Here is a 26,241-nt window from a genome sequence, read left to right on the forward strand (position 1 = left end):
ACGCTTCAGCATTTGACTGAGTGCCCTGCCTGATGGTCAACCGCACCTTCTATCCTATCCCATTTATGACATTCGCCCTTTCGGCAACCACAGATCATTAAACGCACATATGCATCTTCAGGACCTTAAAAAGAAATCTCCGACCGAGCTGCTTGCTCTGTCTGATGAACTCGAAATCGAAAATGCCAGCACGCTCCGCAAACAGGAGCTGATGTTTGCCATTCTCAAACAGCTGGCTGAAAACGACCATGCCATTTTTGGCCAGGGTGTTCTCGAAGTGCTGCCTGATGGTTTCGGCTTCCTGCGCAGCCCCGAGGCAAACTATCTTGCCGGCCCCGATGACATTTATGTCAGCCCAAGCCAGGTGCGTCGCTTTGGTCTGCGAACCGGCGACACGGTCGAAGGCCAGATTCGCTCGCCCAAGGAAGGCGAACGCTACTTTGCCTTGCTCAAGGTCGATAAAGTCAACTTCGATGCGCCGGAAAAAGTCCGTCATCGCATCAACTTTGACAACCTGACCCCGCTGTATCCTGATCAGCCGCTCAAGATGGAGCGTCAAGCCGATCAGGAAGGCACGAACAAGGACACCACCAATCGCGTGATCGAGCTGGTCTCTCCGCTTGGTAAAGGTCAGCGTGCCCTGATCGTGGCCCCGCCGCGTACCGGTAAGACCGTGATGCTGCAAAACATTGCGCACGCGATCGAGGAAAACCACCCGGAAGCCTATCTGATCGTTCTTCTGATTGATGAACGTCCGGAAGAAGTGACCGACATGGACCGTTCGGTGAAGGGCGAAGTCATTTCTTCGACCTTTGATGAACCGGCCCAGCGTCACGTTCAGGTCACTGAAATGGTTCTGGAAAAGGCCAAACGTCTGGTCGAACACAAGCATGATGTTGTCATCCTGCTTGATTCCATCACCCGTCTGGCCCGTGCCTATAACACCGTCGTGCCTAGCTCGGGCAAGGTTCTGACCGGTGGTGTTGATGCCAACGCCCTGCAGCGTCCGAAGCGTTTCTTCGGTGCGGCACGTAACATCGAAGAGGGCGGCTCGCTGACCATCATCGCAACTGCCCTGATCGATACCGGGTCACGCATGGACGAGGTCATCTTTGAAGAATTCAAAGGGACCGGTAACTCCGAGCTTATCCTTGATCGTAAACTGTCTGACAAACGTATCTTCCCGGCGATTGATATCCTTAAATCGGGTACCCGTAAGGAAGAACTTCTCGTCGACAAGGGCGTTTTGTCCAAGATGTGGGTGCTTCGCCGTATCCTCAACCCGATGGGTCCGCAGGACGCGATGGAATTCCTGCTTGGCAAACTCAAGAGCACCAAGAACAACGACGATTTCTTCGATTCGATGAACGGATAGAAGATCATCGTCCAAAGAAAAACGGGGTCCTTTCGGGCCCCGTTTTTTTATGTTTGGCTTATTGTTTGCTGCCCGCCTGCCGGTCAGTAGGCCCCGGCCGAATAGGTCAGCTCATAGCTGTGGCTGTAGATTTCAAACACATTGCCAAACGGGTCTTCGACATAAACCATGCGATAGGGTTTTTCACCCGGATAGTAATAGCGGATCGGCATGCGCTGTTTGCCGCCATGGGCAATGATCTTTTCAACCAGCCCTTCGACATCCGGGTCCTGGACACAGAAATGGAATGTGCCGGTTTTCCAGTATTCCAGATTGTTGTCCGGGCGTTCATTATTGGGGAATTCAAACAATTCCACACCAACCCGGTCGCCGGTTGACAGATGGGCAATCCGGAAAGATTTCCACTCTGCACCAAACACATCGGTGCACATCTGGCCGATGTCGCTGTCATCTTCTTCGATTTTCGTCGGTGCCATAATGACGTACCAGCCAAGAACCTCGGAATAGAATTTTACCGCGGCCTCAAGATCGGGGACCGAGATGCCGATATGGGAAAAGGTACGTGGATATTGAGCCGTCATGACGGATCTCCTGCTGTGATTTCGTTATGCACAGCATGGCCGGATTATAGTATAAGTAAAACAGCCATAAACTTATTGATCTGATAAATTATCGTTATGAGATTTGCGGGACAGGGGGCGCAGGATGAATATCGCACCGGCTTGGCTGAAAACATTCTGCACGGTCTGTGATAGCGGCTCTTTTACCCGGGCGGCAGATGCGCTTGGCCTGACCCAGGCGGCCGTCAGTCAGCATATCGCCCATATCGAACATGTTGTCGGGCCGGTGTTTTTGCGCCGTGGGCGCAAGATCGAAATCATGCCGTCTGGCAGGGCGCTTTTGCAATATGCCCGCGATGTTGATGCCGCATCCCATCGTCTGGCCCATGCGATATCACCGGACCGCAGCCACGCGGGCACCATCCGGATTGCCACGCCGGGCAGTTCGGGCTTGCGGATCTATGATGCGTTGCTCAGTCTTCAGGTCCGCCATCCTGATATATCGGTACATCATCGCTTTGCACCGACCGATGACATCATTGATGCGGTGATCGGCAACCGGGTGGAACTTGGCATCATTACCCATATGCCCGATGACGCGCGCTTGCGGGTGCGCAAGATCGGCATTGAACCGCTTGAACTGATCGTGCCAGCCACCGTTGAAATCAAGAGTTACAAGGACTTATGTGATCTGGGCTTTATTGATCACCCTGACGGGGCGTCGATGGCAACCCGTTTGCTGGGGCAGGTATTTCGCGAATTTTCCGGGGTCAAACAGATCCCCTGTCGCGGCTTTTCCAACCAGATCACCCTGATCCTTGAACCGGTTGCCCGCGGGCTTGGCTTTACGATTTTACCCCGCTTTGCGCGCAAGGCTTTCCGTGCGCAGGATCAGATTGCGGTCCATGACCATGCGCCCAGGGTCTTTGACACGCTGTACGCCATATCACGGGCCGAATGGCCGCTTTCGGCCCTATCAGAAACCGTGCTTGATGAAATCCATCGCGTGATCGCCGATCAGGACAAAACAAGCGTCAATTCGGCGCTGTGACCATCAAGTTTTTGCCGCTCCACCCTGGCATCACCCGGATCACAGCCAAATGTGCCATTGCCGAGATGAATGCCGATATGATGCGTGCCATAGCGCAGGGTAATCGCAAGCTCGCTTGTGGTGGTGATGGCACAGCTTGCCGCGTCACCACTGTCGAGATGGTGCGGTGGCGGGCTGATCCATCCGTCTTTTGGCGCCAGACTGCTCAGATGCAGCGGGCTTTGGCTGCTTTCGTTGCGCAAGGTCAGTTTTAGAGTGTGTTGCATGTCCTGTGACATTTCCTTCCTCTGAAAGAAAAACATCTCTGTATTGTATGTAGGAACGGGATTTTCGAAGTCGAGTGGGCATGAAGGCTTGAAACCGGGCAAAAGCCGTGTGATTCTGGAAGCTTCCTTCACCACAGTTTCGCGCTTTATGCAGCTTTTACTCAAATCCGTCGATTTCGCCGCCCGGGCCCATCGTGATCAGCGTCGCAAGGGGGCCGCACAGGAACCCTATATCAATCACCCGATTGAGGTTTCCCGCCTGATTGTCGAATGTGAACCGGACACAGAGGAGGATATTCTGTGTGCTGCCGTCCTGCATGACGTGATTGAGGATTGCGGGGCAACACGCGATGAAATCGCCGCCTGCTTTAATGACATTATCGCCGATATCGTGCTGGAAGTCAGCGACGACAAGGCCTTGCCCCGTGACGAGCGCAAGGCCAAACAGATCGAAACCGCGCCAAACCTGACCGATGGGGCCAAGCTGGTTCGACTGGCTGATAAGGTCGCCAATGTCGGCGCGATGCTGACCGACACCCCGGTTGGCTGGGATGAAAAACAGATATTGGCCTATGTCGATTGGGCCGAAGCCGTGGTCGCCCCATGCCGGGTGGTTAGCACCCGCCTGTCTGATCGCTTTGATGCCATTGCCCGTGATGTGCGCATCTTTCACGAAGACCAAAAGGCAAGGGCAGGGGAATAACCCGCCAAAGGACACCCGGTAAAGACGGGGCCAGTCCATGCCATTCCCGCGCATGCGGGAATCCATCGCGCCGGTGATAAAGCCACAAACACCAAAGGCAGGGACCAAGCCCTGCCTTTGACAATGTCATAATATCAAATATTTAGACCGTAAAGACGATCGATCCGTTGGTTTTGCGGCCTTCCAGGTCGTCATGCGCCTTGGCCGCATCGGAAAGCGGGTAGGTCGCGGTGATGTCGATCTTGACCGCGCCGGATTTCAACACCGCAAACAGGTCATTGGCACTGGCGAGCAGTTCTTCGCGCGTCGCGTTGTAATTAAAAATGCTCGGCCGGGTCAGGAAATATCCACCGGGGGCCAGCTGCGCCAGCGAGATCGGCGGAACGGCCCCCGATGACTGACCAAAACAGACCATCATGCCAAGCCGTTTGAGACATTTAAGCGAGTCTTCAAACGTGTCTTTACCGACCGAATCATAAACAACTTCAACGCCTTGGCCGCCGGTGATTTCTGCAACACGTTCAGATACCGTCTCTTCGCGGTACAGGATCGGATAATCACAGCCCTTTGCCTTGGCAATTTCGGCCTTTTCTTTTGATCCGACGGTGCCAATCACGGTCGCGCCCAGATGTTTGGCCCACTGGCAAACGATCTGACCAACCCCGCCTGCGGCGGCATGGATCAGGATGGTGTCGCCCTTTTTGACCTCATAGGTCCGGCGCAGAAGATATTGCGCCGTCATGCCCTGCAACATCGCCGCTGCGGCCAGTTCGAAACTGACATCATCGGGGATCTTGACCAGACCCTTGGCCGGCATCACGCGCGCCTCGGCATAGGCGCCAAGCGGCTGTGCGGCATAGGCCACGCGATCACCCACGGCCAGATCACTTACACCCGGACCGACTTCCTCAATGATTCCGGCCCCTTCAAGGCCAAGACCCGACGGCAGGGACGGGGCCGGATAGACTCCGGACCGGAAATAGATATCGATATAGTTCAGGCCAACCGCCTTTTGCGTCAGTCTTACTTCACCTTCGCCTGGCTGGCCGACTTCAACGTCTTCAAAACGCAGCACATTACTGCCACCGGTCTCATGAAATCGGAATGCTTTGGTCATCGGGGACCTCCCATCTAACGCGTTTTGGAACGCTTGTTTCGTCAATGGGCCGAGTGTAGGGCAGATAAAGGATTTTTGCAGCAGGGGAAAATCGATCAAACTGTTCTGCAGGTTCGAAAGCAATTTGCGTTTCGTGTGGCTGACGGGCATCACCACTCCTGACATATCCTGTCATGCGCATTTGCTACACTGCAGTTTCTTGGATCAGTTTGCCCCACGCGCGATGGAGAAAAAGACCAATGACCGTCATCAGCCACATCACATTCGGAACCAATGACAAGGCCCGGTCTGCCGCCTTTTACGATGCGGTTCTGGGTGCTATCGGGTTTGAACGTCTTGCCAAACCGGCGGAAAAGCCACTGGCCTACGAACGTGATGGGCAGATGCCAACGATTTATATCTACACGCCTGCTGATGGGCGCCCCGCGACCTGGGGCAATGGTACGCATGTCGCGTTAACCGCTGATCACCGCACACAGGTCGATGCCTTCTATGATGCAGCCATGGAAAACGGCGGGATGGATGAAGGCAAACCCGGCCTGCGCGACCATTACGGCCCAAATTACTATGCCGCCTATGTCCGTGATCCCGACGGCAACAAGTTGCAGGCTGTCTGTTACAGCGATGAGCACTCGTGACGCCATTTAAGCGGGGCTGAAGGGGAAGTTATGGATCGGCCTTAAAGATCAAAACTTCCCTGATCGCTGCCAAGCGCAAGCTCGACCCCCTCGATCTTTAAAAGTGCGCGTTTGGTTTCAAGCCCGCCCTGACCGGAATAGCCGCCCGGTTTGTCGCCGGACGCCAGAATGCGGTGGCAGGGGATGATGATCGGTATGGGGTTAAGCCCGCAGGCGGTGCCGACCGATTGAAACGCCTTGGGCGACCCGGCAGCTTTGGCAAGCTCCTTATAGGTCGCAGTTTTGCCGGCCGGGATTTTGCACATGGCATCCCAGACGGCTTTCTGGAAGTCCGTTCCATCCGGGGCCAGCGGCAGGTCAAAGGTGATCAGCTTTCCGGCGAAATAGCCATTAAGCTGATTTTTGGCCTCTTCCAACACCGGGCTTGGCTCCATTTCATCAACAAATCCCCAATCAAGCGCAACGATCTGATCGTCAAACGCGAAAACCGTTATCGCCCCAACCGGGCTGTTGATCGATATCTGGGGCATTCTTTCGCGCTTTCAGTGGGTTCAGGCGGCGGTGGCAGGAAGCTCTGCCAGCAGTTTCGACAGGGCGTCCACGCTTGTCACCGGGGCGGAACAGACCGGTCCCTGACAGACATAGGCGGTTTCTTTGCCGTCAATCGCGGTTTTGCCCTGGGCCGGGTGGCCATCGGGCAGGGCATCGCCATCAGACAGGATCGTGATCGCCCGGTTTGGCAGATAACGGCCGAAGATGGCGCGCCGCATCTCAAGATAAGTCTGGCTGCGATCCTTGGCAATCAGCACGATCTGCACCGGGTTTTGTAGCATTTCCGCCGCCAGCAGCAGCCCCGGCATGTTCGGGAACTGTTCCGTAACCCTTCCGCTAAAGGCCGATAGGGTGATTTCGGCCTGATCACGGTATTTGGTGTCCCCGGTCAGGGCATAAAGCTTTGCCAGATTCTGGGCCATGATCGCATTGCCCGATGGCACGGCGTTATCCATGAAGGGTTTCTGGCGCACCACAAGATCGCTGGCATCAGACGCGGACTGGAAATAACCGCCCTTGGCATCGGCAAATAGGGTTTCGACCGTTTCCGACCACCGGATGGCCTCATTAAGGTAGGCATCCACGCCAAAGCATTCATAAAGCCGAAGGGCTGCGCGGATCATATGGGCGTAGTCTTCAAGCATGCCGGCATGCTGGACCCGGCCATCGCGGTAACTGTGCAGGAAGCGGTCGCCATCCATCAGGGTATTGGTGACAAAGCCATAGGCGAGCTTGGCATAATCAAGCCAGTCCGCACGGTGGAAGGTCATGGCCGCCTCGGCAAAGGCTGCTATCGTCATGGCATTCCAGTCCGTCAGGGCCTTGTCATCCCAGCCCGGACGGATGCGTTTGGCGCGTTCAGATAAAAGCCTGGTACGCAGGTCGGCAAGCTTTGCTTCGGTCGCCTCATCAGAAAGCGCCAATCCCGATGCAGTGCGGTTCAGGATCGTGGTGCCTTCCCAGTTACCAGAGGGCGAAACGTCATAGAATTTCTTGAACAAGTCCGCATCGCTACCCAGGATCTGGTCAATCTCGGCCTCGGACCAGACATAGAATTTGCCTTCAACCCCTTCGCTGTCGGCATCAAGGCTTGCGGTAAAGGCCCCGCCGGTGATGCGCATTTCGCGCAAGATCCAGGTGATGGTTTCCTCGACCCGCTTGGCATAAAGCGGATTGGCATCCACCCGCCAGACATCGCACATCAAATCAATCAGTTGTGCATTGTCATAAAGCATCTTTTCGAAATGCGGCACCAGCCACTGGTCATCAACCGCATAACGGGCAAAACCGCCGCCCAGATGATCATAAATCCCGCCCTGGCACATGCGATCAAGGCTGTGGGTGACGATGCGCTGCAAATCTTTGTCGTTTGTTCGAACCCCCGTCCGCCAAAGCAGGGACAGCAGGCTGGGCTGCGGGAATTTCGGCGCACCGGACGTACCGCCATTTTCTCCGTCCATGATCTGCAGGCAGCCATGACCGCAACGATCAATGACCTCAAGGCTCGGGACCGAACCGATGGCGGCACTGTTCATTTTGATCAGCGCATTGGAAATCTGGCTGACATTGTGGCGCACGTCATCGGGTTTTTCGGCGTAAATCTTGGCAACGGTTTTCAGCACATCACCAAATCCCGGTCGGCCATAGCGCGCTTCCTTGGGGAAATAGGTGCCGCCCCAGAACGGCTCGCCGTCCGGGGTTAAAAACATGGTCAGCGGCCAGCCGCCCTGTTGCCCCAGAAGGGCCAGCGCATTCTGATACAGCGCGTCCAGATCCGGGCGTTCTTCGCGGTCGAGCTTGATGTTGATGAACAGGTCGTTCATCAGCCCGGCCATCTCGTCATCTTCAAAGCTTTCGTGGGCCATGACATGGCACCAGTGGCACGCTGCATAGCCCACCGAAAGCAGGATCGGCTTGTTTGCTGCCTTGGCTGCTGCAAGCACATCCGTGCTCCAGGGTTGCCAATGCACCGGGTTGTCGCGGTGTTGCAGAAGATAGGGGCTGGTTTCCGAACCAAGATTGTTCTGTGCGAGTTCCATGACGTATCCAGTGCCCTCCATTTTCGGACGGCTTTATGATTTTCGGTGGCGTAATCCGTGATCACGCGCCAGTCCTTGGTGCTGGCAACCCTTTTCAGGTCTTGATCCTAAGGGTAACGCCATCATTCATAAAGGCAAATGGCGGGATTCTTTTATCGCAATAGTGTAAAACTTGAGGCTCGCCGCCAGACCTTGGGTACCATATGGTATGAGTGGTGGCCTTGAGGCGGCCAAAGTAAAGACAGCACGACCCGAAAAACACAAAAGAAGCAGGAGATCAGGGCGATGAAAGTAACCGTGAACATTGATTGCACCCCGGAAGAGGCACGGACCTTCTTTGGTCTTCCTGATGTTCAGCCGATGCAAAAGGCAATGATGCAGGAAATCGAAGACCGCATGAAAGCCAACCTTGCGGCGATGGACCCGGAAAGCATGTTCAATACCTGGCTGCCACAGGGCATTCAGAACTGGGAACAGTTGCAAAAGGCCTTCTGGGGCCAGTTCAACGGTCCGCAGGGGCAGGGCAAAGCCAGCGGAGAAAAGGACTGAGCAATTGGCAGACCACTACTATCAGGCACATGTTTTTGTCTGTCAGAACGAACGCCCAAGCGGCCATGAACGCGGCTGCTGCAACTCCAAGGGCGCAACCAAACTTCGCAATTATATGAAGGTCCGGGCCAAGGAGCTTGGCCTGCCGATGACCCGGATCAATACTGCGGGCTGTCTTGATCGCTGTGAATTGGGGCCGGTAATGGTGGTCTATCCCGAAGGCACCTGGTACCGCGTTGATACGATGGAAGACATTGATACGATCCTCAATGACCATCTGATCGGCGGGCAGGTGGTCGAACGATTGCAGCTTACGCCTGATCAATAAGCATCGATTTCAAACTAACCGGCGGCCCGCAATACCCGCGTGGCCGGTTTGTTATGCGCTGTTGGCAGATGCCCGGCTGCGACCCTTAAAGGGCGGTCATTGTAACCTAGATGGATGCCCGCCTGCGCGGGCATGACGGCCTTGGGGATTGTCGTGTTCGCCAGATATCCAGACATGAGGGCGTTCGGGATGCCTGTTTTAAGGTAACAACAACGGCGATGCTCTGCGCGCGCCTTACAGCGAAAGCCCATCCAATACCTGATTTGCATGCTTGCGTAGCTGACGGGGGGCTTTGCAGCGTCGATAAATGCCGCCTGCGCGGGCGTGACGGGATTTGGGGATTGTCGCGTTCGCCGAATATCCAGACATGAGGGCGTTCTGGATACTTTCTTTGCGGTAACAGCAATGGCGATGTCCTCCAGATGCCCTCCCGATACCGCCGCCCGCGCCTCACGCTGCGTTACCCGTCACCCCCGCGCAGGCGGGGGTCCATGGACCATGACGGGGTAATGCAGTGGGCATGGCGGCCCAAAAGACCGGCCCAACCAACATAGGGCGCATTAAAGCCCTGTTGGTATTTTAAGCCGTATGTTGACCTTTGGCGCTGTCTGAACGATATCCTCTGCCAGAAGCACATCCACCAAACGAACGGATACGGACCAACCATGATTGCAAGCCGAGAAACCATCTTTGCCCTGTCTTCCGGCGCGGGACGTGCCGGGGTTGCGGTGATCCGGCTGTCCGGGCCGTTGGCCGGGCCGACCCTTTGTGCGCTTCTGGGGCGCGAAACGCTGCCTGCGGCGCGCCATGCGGTCTATGCGCCGATCCGTGATCCTCAGTCTAGCGAACGTCTTGATGATGCGGTGGCGATCTATTTTGCTGGTCCGGCAAGCTTTACCGGTGAAGACGTGGTTGAGCTGCATGTTCATGGCGGTCGGGCGGTGATCGAAGGGGTGCTCGATTGCCTGTCGCGTCAGGATGGATTGCGGGTTGCCGACCCGGGGGAATATACCAGGCGCGCCTTTGAAAACGGCAAGATGGATTTGACCTCGGCCGAAGGCATTGCCGATCTGATTGATGCCGAAACCGCAGCCCAGCGCCGTCAGGCGGTGCGCCAGATGGCGGGCGAGTTGGGCACGCTTTACGAAGGGTGGCGGAAACGCTTGATGAAGGCATTGGCCCATATCGAGGCCGATATTGATTTCCCCGATGAAGACCTGCCCGACGGGATCGTGCCGGTGGTGCGCGGGGATCTGGTCGGCGTCTTTGGCGAGATCAAAAAACATCTGGCCGATAACCGCCGTGGGGAACGGCTGCGCGAAGGGTTTCAGATCGTGATCCTGGGCGCGCCCAATGCCGGGAAATCAAGCCTGCTTAATCGGCTGGCCCAGCGCGATGCGGCCATCGTTTCCGAGATCGCCGGGACCACACGCGACATGATCGAAGTCCATCTGGATCTGGGTGGCTTTCCGGTTACCATGGTTGATACCGCGGGCCTGCGCGAAAGCGGTGATGTGATTGAATCCGAGGGTGTGCGCCGTGCGACAGAGCGCGCAGAGAATGCCGACCTGCGTCTGGTTGTTGTTGATTACGATGACTGGCCCAATATTGATCCCGAAGCCGCCCGCCTGATTGATGAAAAGACCCTGATCCTGATCAATAAGGTCGATGACGCAACGCTTGCTGATATCCCTGATGTCTGGCGGGGCGCTTCGGTTGAAGGCGATGGTCTTGAGCTTCGCGTTTTGGCCATATCGGCCATGACCGGGCAGGGGATGGAAACCCTCTTGCAACTGCTGGAGACTCGCGTAAAAGAGGGGCTCGATTTTGCCGGGCCCGTGCCTTTGACACGGCTGCGGCACCGGCGGGCACTGGAAAGTGCCAGCGATCATCTGGATCGTGGATTGCAGACCGATATCGCCGAACTTGCGGCAGAGGATGTACGCCTTGCCGTGCGCGAAATCGGCAAGATTACCGGACGTGTCGATGTGGAAGATTTGCTCGATATTATCTTCGGGGATTTCTGTATCGGCAAATAGGGTCAGGGAATAGTCGTTAGACTTCAACCCGTCGATTGTTTCACGTGAAACATTGGTCACAAGATTGACCGCATAAGCCTATTCGAACCAGACAAGGTTCAAACCCGCCGGATTGATCGCGGGGATTGAGTGAGGAATTCGATGTCACAGAACGTGCCAAATAACCGTTTTGATGTGATTGTTGTTGGTGGTGGCCATGCTGGGTGTGAAGCCGCTGCTGCCGCTGCACGCATGGGGGCCGCGACCGCGCTGGTCACGCACCGTGCTGATCGCATCGGGGAAATGTCGTGCAACCCGGCCATCGGTGGTCTGGGCAAGGGGCATATGGTGCGCGAAGTCGATGCGCTTGACGGTGTGATGGGCCGGGCCATTGACCGGGCGGGTATTCAGTTCCGCATGCTTAATCGCTCCAAGGGGCCGGCTGTTCGCGGGCCACGCGCCCAGGCAGATCGCAAGCTCTATCGTCAGGCGGTTCAGGATATCCTGGCTGATCAGGAAAACCTCACCATCCTTGAAGGCGGTGTGGAAGATCTGATCATTGATGACCACAACCGTGTGGCTGGTGTCATCACCGGTGACGGTCGCGAATATCGCGCCGGGGCGGTGGTGCTGACCACGGGCACCTTCCTGAACGGGCTTATTCATATCGGTGAAAAATCCGAACCGGCTGGCCGCATGGGCGATGCCCCATCGACAGGTCTTTCTGACACACTGGCAAAATATGATTTCCGATTAGGACGTTTAAAAACTGGCACACCGGCCCGCCTTGATGGCCGGACCATCGATTGGGCCAGCTTGCAGGAACAGCCGGGCGATACCCCGCCGGAACCGTTTTCCTTCTTGACCCGCGAAATCACGGTACCGCAAATTCCCTGTCACCTGACCTGGACGACAGAGGCAACCCACGAAATCATCCGCGCCAATCTTGATCGTGCGCCGATGTATAGCGGCAAGATCCAAAGCAGCGGCCCGCGGTATTGTCCGTCGATTGAAGACAAGGTCGTGCGCTTTGCCGAGAAAAACCAGCATCAGATTTTCCTTGAGCCAGAAGGGCTCGATGACCCGACGGTCTATCCGAACGGCATTTCGACCTCGCTGCCCGAGGATGTGCAGCTTGCGATGCTGGCCACCATTCCGGGACTTGAGAAGGTCGAGATTTTCCGTCCGGGTTATGCGGTGGAATATGACTTCGTTGATCCGCGTGAGCTGCGCCATACGCTGGAAACCAAAAAGGTCGGTGCACTCTTCTTTGCCGGGCAGATCAATGGTACCACCGGCTATGAAGAGGCAGCAGGTCAAGGGCTTATTGCCGGGGTGAATGCGGCGTTGGTGGCTGATGGGGGGGAACGTGAATTTATCCTTGATCGGGCCGATGCCTATATCGGGGTGATGATCGATGACCTTGTCACCCTTGGCACCCGCGAACCCTATCGCATGTTTACCTCGCGTGCGGAGTATCGATTGATGCTGCGTGCGGATAATGCCGATCAGCGTCTGACCGATCGTGGTCTTGAGATCGGCTGCGTCGCCGCGATGCGTGAACAGGTTTGGGGCGACAAGAAAACCGCACTGGAGGCTGCCAAGGCGGAAGTCTCCGGTCTGGCAGAGACCCCGAATGCCTTGTCGAAATTTGGCATCAAGATCAACCTTGATGGGGTACGCCGCAGCGCCTATGACCTGCTGGCTTATCCCGAAATCAGTTTTGAAACCTTGACCGCGGTCTGGCCCCAACTGGCAGAGCTTGACCCGGCGATCCAGGAGCAGGTGGCGATTGATGCCCAGTACAAGGGTTACCTTGATCGACAGGCAGCCGACATTGCCGCCTTCCGCCGGGATGAGGAATTACGTCTGCCACGCGGACTTGATTTCGATGCGGTCGGGGGACTGTCTGCGGAGATCCGTTTGAAGCTTCAGGAAATTCAACCGGAAACCATCGGCGCGGCATCACGTATCCCCGGGGTGACACCCGCCGCCGTAACCGCATTGCTTGGCCATATCAAAAGCCATAAGCACATGGCAGCGAACAAGGCCAGCAAGACGGCTTGATCTGACGACCAAAACTATCCTGAATTTGAACGCCCGGTCTGAACCCTCAGCCGGGCGTTTTGCTTTGGCGTACCATGCGAGAACACCGGGGACGTCAGGTGGACCGCCGTTTTCGATCCCCGCTTATCGAGTTGCCGGTTGGTTGGGCTGCTGGTTTGATCGGTTCCCGAACAGCGGGTGAGGGGATCACGGGGATGGTCGCCACGAATGTTTCACGTGAAACATTGCAGGATATTTTTCTGATTTTATCGCATCCGAAGCGGTGAAAAATGACAAACTGCAAAAATCAAGGCTGGTGTGTTTTTCAAACTGGTCGTATAAATCATTTATGCAATCCATTTCCGAACCCATAAAAACATGGTTTGAACGCGATTTGAGTGTTTCACGTGAAACATTGGACCGCTTGAGCCAATACGCAGACCTTGTCGTTAAATGGCAACCGCGCATCAATATCGTTGGCGCCAGCACGGCAGAAGACGTTTGGGGACGTCATTTACAGGATTCTGCGCAGCTTTGGCCGTATCTGCAGGATGTCGCTGCGATGGGAAAAATCGTTGATTTCGGCTCCGGTGCCGGATTTCCGGGCGTTGTCCTTGCCATCTTGGGCGCACAGAGCGTGACGATGATGGAATCCAACACCAAGAAAACCGTCTTCCTGATGGAAGCCGCCCGCGTGTGCGGCGTATTGGATAAGACAGAGGTCGCACGGGAGCGAATCGAAATGGCTCCGGCGCGACAAGCAGACGTTATTACCGCGCGCGCCTTTGCCCCCTTGCCAAAGTTGCTTGAGCTTGGTGCGCGACATCTAAAAGACGGCGGCCACTATGTGCTGCTGAAGGGACGTGCCTTTGAGGATGAGCTGGCGGACGCACGCGACGCTGGTTGGACATTTGATGTAACCACGCACGCCAGCCTGGTAGACCCGGAGGGTGTGGTGATGATCTTAAAAGGAGTGGGCCGGTGACGGATGTTATTGATTTACCGCTTTCGACCAAGTCTGACGGTGCCAAATCCGGGGGCGAAGCACATCGCCCACGCATCATCGCCGTGGCCAACCAGAAGGGCGGGGTGGGTAAAACCACGACGACGATCAATCTGGCAACCGCACTGGCGGCTGTGAACCAACGGGTTTTGATTGTTGATCTTGACCCGCAGGGCAATGCCAGCACGGGCCTTGGCCTGCGCCCGTCAGAGCGCGAGATCAGCTCTTATGATGTGTTGATCAACGGCAATACCCTGGAAGAGGCACGCAAGGAAACCTCTATTCCGCGGCTCAGCATCGTGCCGTCTGGCATGGATCTTTCGGGGGCCGAGATTGAACTGGTTGATTTTGAACGCCGCGAAACGCAGCTGAAAGAATCACTCGGCAAGTTGCCGCATGATGTTGATTACGTTTTGATTGATTGCCCGCCGTCTTTGGGGCTGCTGACGTTAAACGCATTGGTGGCGTCAGACGCGGTGCTGGTACCGTTGCAATGTGAGTTCTTTGCCCTTGAAGGGGTCAGCCATCTGGTGCGGACCATCAAACGGGTCAAGAAGGCGTTCAACCCGAATCTTGAGATTCAGGGCATTGTCCTGACCATGTATGACAAGCGCAACAACCTGTCGGCCCAGGTCGCCAATGATGTCCGTGATTATTTCGGGGATGTGGTGTACCGCACGGTCATTCCGCGCAATGTGCGTGTTTCAGAAGCCCCCAGTCATGGTGCGCCGGTGTTGGTTTATGACATGAAGTGCCCGGGATCGCGGGCCTATTTGAATCTTGCAAGCGAAGTCCTGAAACGCGAAGGGGTTAAAGCATGAGTGATGCAAAGAAACGCGGCTTGGGCAGGGGATTGTCTGCACTTCTTGGCGAAGAAGACGAAGAAGTTGCGGTTGCCGCCAGTGGTGATGACACGAGCGTTGTGCATCCCGGACCCGGCGGTACGACCCAACTGATTGCGATTACCGATCTGCGGCCATCGCCCTTCCAGCCGCGCAGCAACTTTGACGATGATGCCATTGATGACCTTGCGGCGTCGATTCGCGAAAAGGGCATCATTCAGCCGATTTTGGTGCGGGCGTCTTCCACGGGCGAAACGACATACGAAATCATTGCCGGGGAACGGCGCTGGCGGGCGGCACAGCGCGCACAGCTTCATGAAGTACCGGTTCTGGTGCGCGAGTTTGATGATCGCGAAACCGCTGAAATCGCCCTGATCGAAAACCTGCAACGTCAGGATCTGTCGCCGCTTGAAGAGGCAGAAGGTTATAACCGCCTGATGAGCGAGTTTTCCCACACGCAGGAAGCGCTTGGTCAGGCATTGGGTAAAAGCCGAAGCCACATTGCCAATAGCTTGCGTCTTTTGGGGCTTCCGGCACCGATCAAGCAGATGCTGTCTGACAAGGTTTTAAGCTCCGGCCATGCGCGTGCGCTGCTTGGCGCAGATAACGCAGTCGAGCTTGCTGGCCAGATTGTCAAAAAGGGCCTGAATGTTCGTCAGGCGGAAAAGCTTGTTAAAACCGACGGCGGCAAGGCATCGCGTCCCAAGCGGTCCTCGGGTGGTGCATCCTCGGAAAAAGACCCAGATACAGTGGCTCTGGAGCGTGACCTTAGCAACATGTTGGGGCTGGCGGTCAATATCGACTTTGACGGGGCGGCGGGTAAAATCTCCATCCGCTATGAAACGCTTGAGCAGCTCGATGACATCCTGCAGCGTCTGACCCATGGCAAGGCCGATGTGCTTGGCGAGGATGAGGCTGTCGACGACTCGGGACAAGGCGACGAAAACGAATTCGATTCGATGTTTATCGAAGATGATGACGACGATGCGTTGACCGCAGAGCTCGAATCGATTGCCGATATTGTCGATGAGGGAGCACCTGAATTGCCCGACGAGTCGCTTGGCACCGATGAGGAGCCCGAAGGCGACATCCCGATCGAGCAAGAAAAAGTTGATGAGGATGTGCTTGCGGAGGTGACCGACAGCACCGGAAAAAAGCCGTAAGAAAAACCAGTATGAAAGATCTGGATCGCAAAAAGATCGATCAGCTCAAGAAGCTGAAAGAAGAAAGAACCATGGCGCGAAAAGGATCGGTCGAGGTGAAGCGGATCCTTTAAGAAGTATCTGAGCCTTGGCGTGTTGGTGCCTTGAAGAGCCTTGATCTTTGCAGGCATGTCGCATCTCGCGGTATGCCTGCTTTCTTGAAGCATATTCCCACAGCAACCGTGCACAAATAGGCACATGTGGAACGGAAGAAATTACTCTAGCGCCGGCCTTGCTTCTGGCGGGCAACCGCGACCTTGATCATGGCGCGATGGGCGATGGTTTCAGGGATTGCCAGGCCGCTTTTGCAGTCCTTTTCGGCTTCCAGCAGGATTTGCAGGGCACGCTGAAGATTGTTGACCGCCCAGTTGTTAAGGTTGGCGCGGAACTGATCGGCGGCCTTGAAAAACAGGGGCGGGCGAAGTGATTTCATCGCCTGATCGGCATTGGCACCCTGGGACACTTGGCCCTTGACCAGATGCAGTTTCTGAAAATAGCTGATCATCATGCGAAGTGCCCCGACCGGGTTGAGGCCCTCTTCGACTAGGCGGGTGAGCGCAGCATCGAGATTAACCACATTGCCCTGTGACACCGCCTGAATGACATCGTCATAGTGGCGTGCTGAACTGTCACCGACACAGGCCATGGCATCTGCCAGGGTGACCTGACCTTCTTTCAGTGCATAAAGCGCGAGCTTTTCCAGCTCGCTTCGTGAAATCATGCGGTCCGAGCCGAGATTGGCAACCAGATAGCTGGTTGCATCGCGGTCAATGCGCAGTTTGTGTTCTTCCATGATTGACCGGATCAGGGCTTCGATATCCCGGCCGCTATCGGCATAGCAGGGAAGCGCCATGCCGTTGCCGGCCTTTTCGACCGCTTGTCTTAGCTTGGAGCGAGTCGGAAGGCTTCCGGCTTCAATGACAATAAGCGCATCGCCCGCAGGATCGGCAAGGAAATCTGCGATAAGGGGGGCCTGTGCCTCGCCAATGTCGCGGAGTCGTATTACGCGGCGGCCTCCCCCGAAGCTCATGGCAGCAGCCTCGTCACGCAGACGGCCGGCATCTTCCTTAAGCTGGGGAATGCCAAGTTCAATCACCCGGAAGGGGTCTTTGAGGTCATCAACCACGGTTTTGGCAAGATGAATGGCACGTTCGCGCACCAGACCTTCATCTTCGCCGTAAATCAGAACCAGCTGGGCTTTGGCATCCGGGGCCCGCAAGAAATTTTCAACCTGGGCGGCCTTGAGCTTCATGATTTGCCTTGAGTGTTCTGAAAGATGCTGTCGATCAACGGCGGGTTATTGTGAGCGAAGGCCAATTGCAACCTGATTGGCAAGTTGCTGCGCGAGATTACGCGCCGCATCGCTCTGTGCGGCGGCTTCTGCTTCGATGCTGGCGAAGTCCGAATCGACAATATTGTAACTGGTTCTGACCCTTAAAGTGCCCTTGCGCAAGACCAAGGCATCGGATTTTCGGACAAGCTGGTAATTCGCAGTGATCAAATAATCCGCAATGGTGGCTTCGTTATCTTTGGTGAAACCCTGTTCGCTGGTTGATTCATCAAGCAAGACTTGCAAATCATAGAGCGGACTTTGGCTTTGTCCGCGTGGCGTGAGCGTTTCAATCAGGGCATTGCGGGTGACCTGACCGACACGGTCATTGATCAGTGCGACATTAACGCGCGCCATGTTCGCCGCAGTTTGATAATCGTCACCGGCCGTTGCATAGAGCGGGCGAAACCCGCAGGCGCTGAGCGTTGTAACGGCAACAAGGGCGAAAATCGGAAAAACCGCGCGCAGTTTCATTCGGTCGTGCCTTCTGTTTGGGATGTATTGACAAGCTCTCGTTTAACGAGGCCTTGGCGCCACAATAGTTCGGTTCCGATAAAAGGGCAAAACAGAGTTAGGTTGGCAAGAAAAGAATGGTAAAGCGCCAGGTCCCGTGGTGCAGCTTCAAGCTGTTTGAATTGGCTGCGCAGCTGGGCGATGGCCAGATTGTTTTTACCGCTAAGAAGGGCGTCGGTGACCGGGGTTGGGGCACTAGGGCTCGTCGGGTTTACGTGCGCAGCAGGGGCACGGTTGGCGCAATACCGCCATAGTTCGCGCAACCACCTCCAATGGCCTATCAGACTGTTCTGCGTCAGGTGAATCGGGCGATGGACCGGAACATCGGCCAAAAGCGCAAGTGATGTGATGTCAAAGCCGACGTTCCAACAGAGCTGGTCACTTTGATTTGGCAAATTATCAGTGGTTACTTTGGAGGGTACGGCTGGCGAGGATGGCTGTGTGTTGGCGGGCACAACCTGCCGTTGGACGGATTGAAAGAGTGTGGCCCGCAGTGAACTGAGGTTTCCAGAGGCAGCTTCAAAGATTTCCGGTCGATTGCGGCGCAGAATTAACCCCCAGTCACGTTGAAGCGTGTGGGGGTTAAATTCAGGCGATATATATCGTGTGTCTTTGGTCATTGCCTGGAGCAGGTTTAGTGCATCCCGTTCTATTGGGCAGTTGCACTGTCGATGCGCAACTGGCGTGCACGGGTCAGGATCGCATCTTCCATGGATACGACGGTTCCCGGCTCAACCACGGCGTCCTGCCACTGGTTTGGTCCCACGCTGACCTGACGGAAAACAGAAACCTTGATTGCGTCTGAACGTAGTGCCGTGCCCAGAATATAGGCTGTCAGCTTAAAACGTTCATCGGGTGTTTCCGCAGGGCTGTACCAATCAGTAATAATCACCCCGCCAAACGGATCCGCAGAATTAAGCGGCATGAAGGACAGGGTATCAAGGGTGGCACGCCACAGGAAACTGTTCACACCGATGCCAGATCCACCACCTTGCTGGCCATCTTCGCCGCCAAAAATGTTCAGACCATCTGATCCGAACAGGCCACCACGTTCTTGTTCGTCGGCACGGGTCATGGTGCGTCCGTTTACACGTTCATCGGTGTTTGCGGACCCGGGAAACTGATCATAATCGACAGTCCCGTATGAACAGCCGGCCAAAATCAGCGTGAGGCTTGCGCCTGTAATCAGGGATTTGAGCGGAGAAAAGGGTACCATTTCCGGCCTTTAGACAAATTTGCGATGGGTGAACGTTACGTATTGAAGCGAATATAGGAGGGAATTGGTCTGCGAGCAAAGAAAACTGGTGTGCTTTTTCTGCAACAGTTTAACGGCAATGTGCCTTTTTGATCACAGCATTGGTTGACGTCGCCGGTAATTAGTGGCTCCATCCTTCCCGAACCGGGCGGCAAAAGCTGTCCAAATTATCTTGTGGCGCAAAAGCGCATGCAAAGACGTTGAGGGAAAAGATGAAAAAGATTCTGGTAGCTTCCAGCGCACTCGTCGCTGTTGGTTTCGCAGGCGCAGCTCAGGCTTCTGAGCCGATCAGCCTGTCCGTAGGTGGTTACATGGAACAGTGGGCCGGTGTTGCCGATCAGGACGACGCATATGAGTCCTACAATGCGTTCCAGTCCGACACCGAAGTTCACTTCGCTGGTTCCACCACGCTGGATAACGGCATTGAAGTCGGTGCAAAAATCGAACTCGAAGGTGAAGAATCAGACGGTAGCCAGGTTGACGAACAGTACCTGTACATCAACGGTGGTTTCGGCCAGGTCAAACTCGGCCAGGAAGACGGTGTTCAGACCGACATGCTGACCGTTGCTCCGTCGACCGGTCCGGTTAATGCACAGGATGGTGACCTCGCAAGCTGGGTCAACATCAACACCTCTGACACCAACGTAACCGCGAACATCTATGGTTACAGCGATGCCAAGAAAGTCACCTACTACACCCCGGTTCTCGGCGGTTTCCGCGCTGGTGTTTCTTACACCGATGACGACACCTCGGAACATGCTGACAAAGCAACCGGTGGCGATGCACGCTACGGTGTTGGTGTAGAATACAGCGGCGATTTCGACGCTGTTTCGGTTAAAGTTTCCGGTATGGCTGAAGGCGACGGCGACGATGGTCGTAACTACCATGTTGGTGCAAACGTAGGCTTCGGCGCATTCACCGTTGGTGGTTCCTATGGTGCCGCGAACAGCGAATACCTTGATGGTGCAGACAACGCAACCAACGGCGATGCATTTGGTTATGACTTCGGTGTTGGCTATGCAATGGATGCCGCAACCGTAACCCTGACCTACTTCTACGGTGAAGACGAAGCTGGTTCGGCAACTGCCGAAGATTCGCTTTCGAACCTCCACCTCGGCCTGAGCTACACGCTCGGTGCTGGCGTAACCTGGAAGTCCTCGGTCTTCATGTTCGACAACGAGCGTGACGCATCCGGCGGTACCGACAACGATGGTTACGGTGCTGTTACCGGCCTCGCACTGTCCTTCTAATCCCTTTCGGGTTTAGTTGAAAAATTGAAGGGGGTGGATTTTCCACCCCCTTCTTTTTTGTCTGCGCTTCGGTTTATGGGGCCGTCGCGCCTCCTTATGCAACTGACGCGTGGAAACTGTTTTCGGACTGTTGTTGCTGACTGGCAAGGCTGTCCGTTGAGCGACGCCAGTCCGGTGTTGCGAAATAAAATTCCGTCCTTGTCCGCAGGTGTTCCTGCAATATCGAGTGCGGTCACAATTACAATTTTGGCTTTTCGCCAATTAATGACCAAAGGTTATTAATATATAGTTTGAAGTCAGCGCGATGAATAATCCAGTGATTAATGACTATTAAACAAAAAAACTCGACGGGTATACACCACGCAAACAGGAAGAATGTGTGCCAAAAATGCAACATTGCGCCATTTAAATAACTTGTGGTCATTTATTATAATTGACCAGACGTCATTTAATTGGCTTTATCGCCCTTGGCAGAACGAGGGGTCGCTCGGTTCAAACCCTTCGTCCCAAAACGTCATTCTATTGAGGGTTAAGATGAAAAAGATTCTTTTTGCTTCCAGCGCACTCGTTGCTGCTGGTTTTGCCGGTGCAGCACAGGCTTCCGAGCCGATCCAGCTTGAAGTTGGCGGTTACATGGAACAGTGGGCCGGTGTTGCCGATCAGGATGTTGGCGAATCCAAAAACGCCTTCCAGTCCGACACCGAAGTTCACTTCGCTGGTTCGACCACGCTCGACAATGGCATCGAAGTTGGTGCGAAGATCGAACTCGAAGGTGAAACCTCTGGCGACCAGATCGACGAACAGTATCTGTATGTGACCGGTGGCTTTGGTCAGGTTCGTCTTGGTAAAGATGACAGCGCAGCAGACTCCATGGGCGTTACTGCACCGTCTGTCGGTCCGGTTGGTGTTAACGACGGCGACCTGACAAACTGGGTTGACGCTTATCTGATCGATACCGTCCCGTCGAGTGGCGACCAAAACCGCGTTACCTACTATACCCCGGTCTTCGGCGGCTTCCGCCTCGGCGCATCCTATGCAGATGACAGCCAGCGTAACGGATCGGGCGGTTACAACGGAACCGATGGTGACGGCGATAACATCGTTTCTGCCGGTATCGAATTTAACCATGATTTCGACGGTGTGTCCGTTGGTGTATCTGCTACTGGCGAAAACTGGGCTGAAGGCAACTGGTACGGCCTTGGTGCCACCGTTGGTTTCGGTAACTTCGTAGTTGGTTCTTCTTGGGGCCACATCGAAGACGATTATGCACAGGGTGAAGGTTCGACAACTGCTGGCGATACCGACAGCTATGACATTGGCGTTTCCTATGCGATGGACGCAGCCTCTGTCTCGCTTACCTATGGTTATGCTGAATACGGCAACCGTGAAGACGGCGACACCACCACCACTGGCGAAATCAGCACGGTTGATCTTGGCCTTGCCTATACCCTTGGTGCCGGCGTGACCTGGAAATCGTCGATCTTCTGGTTTGATGACGAAGCTGATAGCGCGAACATCGCCGACAATGACGGCTATGGCGCAGTTACCGGTCTGGCTCTGTCCTTCTAATTCTTTGGAATTTGATGACAAGTTTGAAGGAGGCGAGAAATCGCCTCCTTCTTTTTTGTTCGGGGCAGGAGCGCAATTTGTGAGCTGATCGACTGTTTCAGGGAAGCTTCAGGTCGCTGTGCAACACGCCGAGAATGTCTTTTTGTTCAGTGAGCAGCTGCGCAACGCAGGGAACCGGGGCGTCGATGGTCAGTCGCTCGGCGATGGCTTTGTTGCTTTGTGTCGGGAGATCACCTAGCGCATCAAAGGGAAGTTCCAGACTGCCCATGCAGCCGATCTTGCCATCCGCACTGGCGCGAAGTTTTGCCAGTCCGCAGGGTGCGCTACAGAATTCCCCCGTATACCGGCTTTGCCAGCGGTGCAAATTACGATGCCTGCCTTGCAGGACGTCCCCGGATGCGGATGTGTAAATCGCCAATCCTGGTGTCTGAAACAGCTTGGTGATATGGGCCGGACCACTATCGGCCAGAACGACATAATCCTGATCGGCGATAAATGCAGTAAGTTCGCCAATGGTCTTGAAACCGTCAATTACTGCAATATTGGCCTTCGCGCCGAGATCAAGACTGCTTTTATACTTCTTCATGACGCCCTGATAGGCATTCAGACTGACTGTGACCTTGTGCCCCGCCTTGCCCAGAAGGGCCACCATCTGGTTGACCAGTGCGGGCGGCAGGCTGCGCAAAGGTGATGAGGCCATCGGCAGGATCGCAATGTTCATCGCCGGTTTAAGGACGGGCGCACGCGTCGGCAAGTTGACGGGGGCGAGGTCAAATGCCGTGCAAAGCGCCTCTTCGGGATTGACGGGCATGCGGTCAATCGTTTCCCAACCTTCCATTTCGCTCAGATCAATCACGGTATCAAAGCTGGCAAGTTGCTTTGATGAAATGAAAAGCTGAAAGATCGCGATCTGATCCATCGTGGCAAACAGATCAGAGGCACTGGCACTGTTTAAAACCCCTAATCGTGCCGCAGGGTAGCGTTGCCGGAAGGCGCGTAAAAACAAAACCATGCCAACACAATCGCCCAATGCATCATCGGGGATCAAAAACAGCACGGATCTTTGTGCAAAGTCGGTTTCGGGCCAAAGCGCGCGCGGCAGAACCTGTGGCCGGAAGGCATCAGACTTGATTTTTACCCCGGGTGCAGTTGCAAGCCCCTGGCGTCGCAACAGCGAATTGGCCCGCGTCAGATAAATCGGGCTGCCGTCCGAACTTTGTCCAAGTGCCGGACTGACATTGGGCAGGCCGAATTGAAACGGTTTCTTGGACGCAAAGCGGGTGAATTTCTTGCGTGCGGGATGCAAGTTGTGGGGCATTCGGTCCTTGACCCTAAGCGGGAGGTTTTGTTTGACGATCAGCCGACAGAAAACCCGATCCCTGCCACGGACGCAATAGCACAAGTGCGCAATGAGCCGACATTTCCGCCATGAATGCCGCCAAGGGCGATCGGCTGCATGTTGTGGGTCAGACACAGCTGGCTCATTTCCGAAAGGCGCTGTAATCCAAGATGTGCGCTGCCCGGATGGCTTTGGGTCGGGAAGACCGGCGACATCAGGACACCATCAGGGCGGCTTTGCCGTGGCAATTGCGCAAGACGGCGGAGGGTATGGGCATGATGGCAGGCGGAGGTTCGCAGAAGGTGGTCGGTGAGTCGTCCGTAAATACCGGGGTCGGTCAGGGCGCGGTATTCGGGGAAATGAATACCATCGGCATCGAGTTTCAGTGCCAGTGAAACGTCATTGGCGACCAGAAACGGGATGGCACGCGTCCGGCAAATGGCGCGTAGGTGCGCTCCCAGCGTTGCGCGCGCCGGATGATCGTAATGGCGAAAAATTACCATGCTGTCGCGGGGCAGGGCGCGGATAGCACATTCGGGCTCGGGCAATCTTTGATCATCGGTCATGAGCACAATCGGCGGAAAAGGGCCGTTGGTACCGCCATTGCGCCGATTGAGGTTGCGTGCCTGCTTTAACAGGGCCTTATCCATTGATACACTCCCGATTTGGCGGTTATACCTGCTGCGATCCGCCGTGCCCGGCTGCGTTACCGACGAAGGAACATCATTTATGAGCCAACCTGATCTGTCATCTGACAAAACCGATGTTGCCAACAACCTTGCCGAAATCCAGAGCAATATCAATACGGCATGCGCGGCCGTCACACGGGACCCGAAGGATGTGACGCTGGTCTGTGTCAGCAAGAACCATGGTGCTGATCATGTGCGCAAGGCGGCTTTGGATGGCAGACGGGTGTTTGGCGAGAACCGCGTTCAGGAAGCGGCGGGAAAATGGCCGGGATTGCGTGCGGAATTTCCCGATATTGAATTGCATCTGATCGGGCCGCTTCAGACAAACAAGGTCAAGGATGCGGTCGCGCTTTTTGATGTGATCGAAACTGTTGATCGGCCGAAGCTTGCCAATGCGCTGGCCAAGCATCGCGATAAAACCGGGATGTGTCCGGATCTGTTCATTCAGATCAATACCGGCGAAGAAGAACAAAAGGCCGGAATTGCGCCAAAGGATGCGGATGATTTCATCAAGATGTGCCGCGAAGAACTTGATCTGCCGATCAAGGGCCTGATGTGCATCCCGCCGGTGAATGAAGAGCCGGCCCCGCATTTTAGCCTGTTGGGCAAGATTGCTGATCGCCATGGTTTGAAAATCAAAAGCATGGGCATGAGCGGGGATTACGAGGCCGCAATCCGGTTTGGGGCAACCCATGTGCGGGTTGGGACGGCAATTTTTGGGTCCCGAGGCTATTAAAAGTCAAAAAAAGCCGATATTTCCACCCAAAAGTGCCGTTTATTGGCGTGATTATGTAATTTGCCGGGTTTTAGGGCAGAAATTGCGCTTTTTTCGCGAATTTTATGTTTGTTCAAGGTTTGTGGATAATCCGGCCCGATGTCATAGACGGAAACCACAAAGGTTTGTGACAAAAAAATCCCGCCGAAACGGGATTTTTTTGGAATCGTTCGAAAACACCGGCCCCTCAGGGTATCAGTCGGTAACCGCCCGGTTCGGTGATCAGGATGGCCGCGTTTGACGGATCTTTTTCGATTTTCTGGCGCAGGCGGTATACGTGGGTTTCCAGCGTATGGGTGGTGACACCGGCGTTATAGCCCCAGACCTCGTCCAGAAGTGTTTCGCGGGTCACGGGTTTATCGCCAGCCCGGAACAGGAATTTCAGGATCGAGGTTTCCTTTTCGGTCAGGCGGACTTTTTTCTCGGTCGTGGTTTCAATCAGGATTTTGGCACTTGGCTGGAAGCTGTAGGGCCCAATGACAAAGACCGCATCCTCGCTTTGTTCGTGTTGTCGGATGTGGGCGCGAATGCGCGCAAGCAGCACATTCAGGCGGAACGGCTTGGTGACATAGTCATTGGCCCCGGATTCAAGCCCAAGAATGGTGTCGGAATCGCTGTTGGCCCCGGTCAACATGATGATCGGTGATTTGACACCTGCGCGTCGCATCAGCTTGCAGACATCGCGCCCGTCCATGTCGGGCAGGCCGACATCAAGCAGGATTACGTCAAAATAGGACTCCTTGGCAGCATCAAGCGCGTCCTTGCCACTGTTGGCCACGATACATTCGAAGTCCTCATGAAGTCTGAGTTGTTCGGTCAAAGACTGGCTGAGGGCTGCGTCATCCTCAACTACAAGAACCTGTTTACCTGTCGACATTCACCATCCCTTGCTGCTTGTCAGATCCCGTCTATATATTGGATCTGCGTCTGGCGTTGTTTTTCCGGCCTGATTTTCTGGAACTTCACGGTCAGGCCCGCCATATAAATTCTAGGATCCGCATCTTAAAGTGTATTTTCAAGAACAAACTGTTTTCACCTTGGCCCTTTAACGTGCGCCGGACCCGGATTACGGTCAGGAACGATTTGTCTGCAAGGCATGTCGTAAAATCTTGAAAGATGCGCATCTTCCTGCGATTTTGCGCATCTCGGCCAAACAGGTATCTCCTACCCGTGCGGTTATATGAATTAAATCGGGTGCGTTTCCAGCCCAATAGCCACCGGATCGCGATGTT

The 26,241-nt window shown here is 55.1% G+C and carries 26 protein-coding genes; 14 read left to right on the top strand and 12 right to left on the bottom strand.

Translation table 11 applies throughout. The features are described 5' to 3' along the window. The first annotated feature begins 109 nt into the window (after window positions 1-109). Window positions 110-1,375, top strand: coding sequence for a transcription termination factor Rho (rho, locus tag JF44_RS0117930; protein WP_033070314.1), 1,266 nt, complete (start codon window positions 110-112; stop codon window positions 1,373-1,375). A gap of 83 nt (window positions 1,376-1,458) precedes the next feature. Here rho and JF44_RS0117935 read toward each other — a convergent pair whose 3' ends face one another. Beyond that, the gene (locus tag JF44_RS0117935) at window positions 1,459-1,956 is read right to left on the bottom strand and encodes a lactoylglutathione lyase family protein (protein ID WP_033070315.1); all 498 of its coding nucleotides are present in this window, start codon (window positions 1,954-1,956) and stop codon (window positions 1,459-1,461) included. Between the two features lie 124 nt (window positions 1,957-2,080). Between JF44_RS0117935 and JF44_RS0117940 the strand changes: the two genes are divergently transcribed. Beyond that, on the top strand, window positions 2,081-2,986 hold the full coding sequence (locus JF44_RS0117940) for a LysR family transcriptional regulator (protein ID WP_033070316.1): 906 nt from the start codon (window positions 2,081-2,083) through the stop codon (window positions 2,984-2,986). Here the strand turns inward: JF44_RS0117940 and JF44_RS0117945 are convergent. After that, window positions 2,953-3,252 (bottom strand): hypothetical protein, encoded by a 300-nt coding sequence (locus JF44_RS0117945; RefSeq protein WP_156111717.1) that lies wholly within the window; start codon window positions 3,250-3,252, stop codon window positions 2,953-2,955. The genes JF44_RS0117940 and JF44_RS0117945 overlap by 34 nt on opposite strands. A gap of 109 nt (window positions 3,253-3,361) precedes the next feature. Between JF44_RS0117945 and JF44_RS0117950 the strand changes: the two genes are divergently transcribed. After that, window positions 3,362-3,955 carry an HD domain-containing protein gene (locus JF44_RS0117950; RefSeq protein WP_238318494.1) on the top strand — a complete coding sequence of 198 codons (594 nt, stop codon included), beginning with the start codon at window positions 3,362-3,364 and terminating at the stop codon, window positions 3,953-3,955. 142 nt (window positions 3,956-4,097) lie between these two features. Here JF44_RS0117950 and JF44_RS0117955 read toward each other — a convergent pair whose 3' ends face one another. Beyond that, the gene (locus JF44_RS0117955) at window positions 4,098-5,072 is read right to left on the bottom strand and encodes a quinone oxidoreductase family protein (RefSeq protein ID WP_033070318.1); all 975 of its coding nucleotides are present in this window, start codon (window positions 5,070-5,072) and stop codon (window positions 4,098-4,100) included. A gap of 239 nt (window positions 5,073-5,311) precedes the next feature. Between JF44_RS0117955 and JF44_RS0117960 the strand changes: the two genes are divergently transcribed. Next, entirely contained in the window at window positions 5,312-5,710 is a 399-nt protein-coding gene (locus JF44_RS0117960; protein WP_033070319.1) for a VOC family protein, read from the top strand. A 41-nt stretch (window positions 5,711-5,751) separates the two neighbouring features. Here JF44_RS0117960 and JF44_RS0117965 read toward each other — a convergent pair whose 3' ends face one another. Together JF44_RS0117965 and JF44_RS0117970 are read right to left on the bottom strand one after the other, a co-directional pair. After that, complete coding sequence (locus JF44_RS0117965; RefSeq protein WP_033070320.1) at window positions 5,752-6,240, bottom strand: methylated-DNA--[protein]-cysteine S-methyltransferase; 489 nt, start codon at window positions 6,238-6,240, stop codon at window positions 5,752-5,754. Window positions 6,241-6,261: 21 nt separating this feature from the next. Then, a complete protein-coding gene (locus JF44_RS0117970) occupies window positions 6,262-8,301 on the bottom strand; it encodes a thioredoxin domain-containing protein (RefSeq protein WP_033070321.1) in 2,040 nt (679 codons plus the stop codon). A gap of 285 nt (window positions 8,302-8,586) precedes the next feature. Here JF44_RS0117970 and JF44_RS0117975 point away from each other — a divergent pair, with 285 nt between their 5' ends. From JF44_RS0117975 to JF44_RS0118005, 7 genes are all read left to right on the top strand, one after another. Continuing rightward, on the top strand, window positions 8,587-8,850 hold the full coding sequence (locus tag JF44_RS0117975; protein WP_033070322.1) for a DUF6489 family protein: 264 nt from the start codon (window positions 8,587-8,589) through the stop codon (window positions 8,848-8,850). A 4-nt stretch (window positions 8,851-8,854) separates the two neighbouring features. After that, window positions 8,855-9,178, top strand: coding sequence for a (2Fe-2S) ferredoxin domain-containing protein (locus JF44_RS0117980; protein ID WP_033070323.1), 324 nt, complete (start codon window positions 8,855-8,857; stop codon window positions 9,176-9,178). A gap of 665 nt (window positions 9,179-9,843) precedes the next feature. Continuing rightward, on the top strand, window positions 9,844-11,217 hold the full coding sequence (gene mnmE / locus JF44_RS0117985; RefSeq protein WP_033070324.1) for a tRNA uridine-5-carboxymethylaminomethyl(34) synthesis GTPase MnmE: 1,374 nt from the start codon (window positions 9,844-9,846) through the stop codon (window positions 11,215-11,217). 141 nt (window positions 11,218-11,358) lie between these two features. Next, window positions 11,359-13,263, top strand: coding sequence for a tRNA uridine-5-carboxymethylaminomethyl(34) synthesis enzyme MnmG (gene mnmG, locus JF44_RS0117990; protein ID WP_033070325.1), 1,905 nt, complete (start codon window positions 11,359-11,361; stop codon window positions 13,261-13,263). A gap of 262 nt (window positions 13,264-13,525) precedes the next feature. After that, the gene (gene rsmG, locus JF44_RS0117995) at window positions 13,526-14,227 is read left to right on the top strand and encodes a 16S rRNA (guanine(527)-N(7))-methyltransferase RsmG (RefSeq protein WP_238318495.1); all 702 of its coding nucleotides are present in this window, start codon (window positions 13,526-13,528) and stop codon (window positions 14,225-14,227) included. Then, window positions 14,224-15,066 (top strand): ParA family protein, encoded by an 843-nt coding sequence (locus tag JF44_RS0118000; protein WP_156111718.1) that lies wholly within the window; start codon window positions 14,224-14,226, stop codon window positions 15,064-15,066. Before rsmG ends, JF44_RS0118000 begins: the two co-directional genes overlap by 4 nt. Further along, a complete protein-coding gene (locus JF44_RS0118005; protein ID WP_033070326.1) occupies window positions 15,063-16,250 on the top strand; it encodes a ParB/RepB/Spo0J family partition protein in 1,188 nt (395 codons plus the stop codon). Before JF44_RS0118000 ends, JF44_RS0118005 begins: the two co-directional genes overlap by 4 nt. 259 nt (window positions 16,251-16,509) lie before the next feature. Here the strand turns inward: JF44_RS0118005 and holA are convergent, their stop codons facing one another. Genes holA through JF44_RS0118025 form a run of 4 tightly spaced genes read right to left on the bottom strand, consistent with a single transcriptional unit; the run spans window position 16,510 to window position 19,348 of the window. Beyond that, entirely contained in the window at window positions 16,510-17,541 is a 1,032-nt protein-coding gene (holA, locus tag JF44_RS0118010; protein WP_033070327.1) for a DNA polymerase III subunit delta, read from the bottom strand. Between the two features lie 45 nt (window positions 17,542-17,586). Continuing rightward, window positions 17,587-18,093 (bottom strand): LPS assembly lipoprotein LptE, encoded by a 507-nt coding sequence (lptE, locus tag JF44_RS0118015; RefSeq protein ID WP_033070328.1) that lies wholly within the window; start codon window positions 18,091-18,093, stop codon window positions 17,587-17,589. Continuing rightward, window positions 18,090-18,752: a hypothetical protein gene (locus JF44_RS0118020; protein WP_033070329.1), complete on the bottom strand. Its 663-nt coding sequence runs from the start codon at window positions 18,750-18,752 to the stop codon at window positions 18,090-18,092. Before JF44_RS0118020 ends, lptE begins: the two co-directional genes overlap by 4 nt. A gap of 29 nt (window positions 18,753-18,781) precedes the next feature. After that, window positions 18,782-19,348: a DUF3576 domain-containing protein gene (locus JF44_RS0118025; RefSeq protein WP_033070330.1), complete on the bottom strand. Its 567-nt coding sequence runs from the start codon at window positions 19,346-19,348 to the stop codon at window positions 18,782-18,784. Between the two features lie 251 nt (window positions 19,349-19,599). Here JF44_RS0118025 and JF44_RS0118030 point away from each other — a divergent pair, with 251 nt between their 5' ends. Both JF44_RS0118030 and JF44_RS0118035 read left to right on the top strand, forming a co-directional pair. Continuing rightward, window positions 19,600-20,637 carry a porin gene (locus tag JF44_RS0118030; protein ID WP_033070331.1) on the top strand — a complete coding sequence of 346 codons (1,038 nt, stop codon included), beginning with the start codon at window positions 19,600-19,602 and terminating at the stop codon, window positions 20,635-20,637. A gap of 534 nt (window positions 20,638-21,171) precedes the next feature. Next, window positions 21,172-22,206, top strand: coding sequence for a porin (locus JF44_RS0118035; RefSeq protein WP_033070332.1), 1,035 nt, complete (start codon window positions 21,172-21,174; stop codon window positions 22,204-22,206). 97 nt (window positions 22,207-22,303) lie between these two features. Here JF44_RS0118035 and JF44_RS0118040 read toward each other — a convergent pair whose 3' ends face one another. Beyond that, a complete protein-coding gene (locus JF44_RS0118040) occupies window positions 22,304-23,524 on the bottom strand; it encodes a glycosyltransferase family 9 protein (protein WP_033070333.1) in 1,221 nt (406 codons plus the stop codon). 38 nt (window positions 23,525-23,562) lie between these two features. Further along, on the bottom strand, window positions 23,563-24,195 hold the full coding sequence (locus JF44_RS0118045; RefSeq protein ID WP_052066027.1) for a thiamine phosphate synthase: 633 nt from the start codon (window positions 24,193-24,195) through the stop codon (window positions 23,563-23,565). A gap of 79 nt (window positions 24,196-24,274) precedes the next feature. On the opposite strand from JF44_RS0118045, the gene JF44_RS0118050 reads away from it, so the two are divergent. Then, window positions 24,275-24,970, top strand: coding sequence for a YggS family pyridoxal phosphate-dependent enzyme (locus tag JF44_RS0118050; protein WP_052066028.1), 696 nt, complete (start codon window positions 24,275-24,277; stop codon window positions 24,968-24,970). Window positions 24,971-25,196: 226 nt separating this feature from the next. Here JF44_RS0118050 and JF44_RS0118055 read toward each other — a convergent pair whose 3' ends face one another. Then, window positions 25,197-25,886 (bottom strand): response regulator transcription factor, encoded by a 690-nt coding sequence (locus JF44_RS0118055; protein WP_033070334.1) that lies wholly within the window; start codon window positions 25,884-25,886, stop codon window positions 25,197-25,199. Window positions 25,887-26,241: the final 355 nt, after the last annotated feature.

This window comes from Thalassospira australica (assembly GCF_000763295.1).
GTDB lineage: Bacteria > Pseudomonadota > Alphaproteobacteria > Rhodospirillales > Thalassospiraceae > Thalassospira > Thalassospira australica.

What these genes read in the sequence shown, in the direction of transcription:
- mnmE (WP_033070324.1), top strand. Translation starts at nt 9,844, where the DNA reads ATGATTGCAAGCCGAGAAACCATCTTTGCCCTGTCTTCCGGCGCGGGA.
- JF44_RS0117960 (WP_033070319.1), top strand. Translation starts at nt 5,312, where the DNA reads ATGACCGTCATCAGCCACATCACATTCGGAACCAATGACAAGGCCCGG.
- JF44_RS0117975 (WP_033070322.1), top strand. Translation starts at nt 8,587, where the DNA reads ATGAAAGTAACCGTGAACATTGATTGCACCCCGGAAGAGGCACGGACC.
- JF44_RS0118055 (WP_033070334.1), bottom strand. Translation starts at nt 25,886, where the DNA reads ATGTCGACAGGTAAACAGGTTCTTGTAGTTGAGGATGACGCAGCCCTC.
- JF44_RS0117965 (WP_033070320.1), bottom strand. Translation starts at nt 6,240, where the DNA reads ATGCCCCAGATATCGATCAACAGCCCGGTTGGGGCGATAACGGTTTTC.
- JF44_RS0117945 (WP_156111717.1), bottom strand. Translation starts at nt 3,252, where the DNA reads ATGCAACACACTCTAAAACTGACCTTGCGCAACGAAAGCAGCCAAAGC.
- JF44_RS0118030 (WP_033070331.1), top strand. Translation starts at nt 19,600, where the DNA reads ATGAAAAAGATTCTGGTAGCTTCCAGCGCACTCGTCGCTGTTGGTTTC.
- JF44_RS0118005 (WP_033070326.1), top strand. Translation starts at nt 15,063, where the DNA reads ATGAGTGATGCAAAGAAACGCGGCTTGGGCAGGGGATTGTCTGCACTT.
- JF44_RS0117955 (WP_033070318.1), bottom strand. Translation starts at nt 5,072, where the DNA reads ATGACCAAAGCATTCCGATTTCATGAGACCGGTGGCAGTAATGTGCTG.
- holA (WP_033070327.1), bottom strand. Translation starts at nt 17,541, where the DNA reads ATGAAGCTCAAGGCCGCCCAGGTTGAAAATTTCTTGCGGGCCCCGGAT.
- JF44_RS0118050 (WP_052066028.1), top strand. Translation starts at nt 24,275, where the DNA reads ATGAGCCAACCTGATCTGTCATCTGACAAAACCGATGTTGCCAACAAC.
- JF44_RS0118040 (WP_033070333.1), bottom strand. Translation starts at nt 23,524, where the DNA reads ATGCCCCACAACTTGCATCCCGCACGCAAGAAATTCACCCGCTTTGCG.
- JF44_RS0117935 (WP_033070315.1), bottom strand. Translation starts at nt 1,956, where the DNA reads ATGACGGCTCAATATCCACGTACCTTTTCCCATATCGGCATCTCGGTC.
- JF44_RS0118045 (WP_052066027.1), bottom strand. Translation starts at nt 24,195, where the DNA reads ATGGATAAGGCCCTGTTAAAGCAGGCACGCAACCTCAATCGGCGCAAT.
- mnmG (WP_033070325.1), top strand. Translation starts at nt 11,359, where the DNA reads ATGTCACAGAACGTGCCAAATAACCGTTTTGATGTGATTGTTGTTGGT.
- rho (WP_033070314.1), top strand. Translation starts at nt 110, where the DNA reads ATGCATCTTCAGGACCTTAAAAAGAAATCTCCGACCGAGCTGCTTGCT.
- JF44_RS0118035 (WP_033070332.1), top strand. Translation starts at nt 21,172, where the DNA reads ATGAAAAAGATTCTTTTTGCTTCCAGCGCACTCGTTGCTGCTGGTTTT.
- JF44_RS0118025 (WP_033070330.1), bottom strand. Translation starts at nt 19,348, where the DNA reads ATGGTACCCTTTTCTCCGCTCAAATCCCTGATTACAGGCGCAAGCCTC.
- JF44_RS0118020 (WP_033070329.1), bottom strand. Translation starts at nt 18,752, where the DNA reads ATGACCAAAGACACACGATATATATCGCCTGAATTTAACCCCCACACG.
- JF44_RS0117940 (WP_033070316.1), top strand. Translation starts at nt 2,081, where the DNA reads ATGAATATCGCACCGGCTTGGCTGAAAACATTCTGCACGGTCTGTGAT.
- lptE (WP_033070328.1), bottom strand. Translation starts at nt 18,093, where the DNA reads ATGAAACTGCGCGCGGTTTTTCCGATTTTCGCCCTTGTTGCCGTTACA.
- JF44_RS0117970 (WP_033070321.1), bottom strand. Translation starts at nt 8,301, where the DNA reads ATGGAACTCGCACAGAACAATCTTGGTTCGGAAACCAGCCCCTATCTT.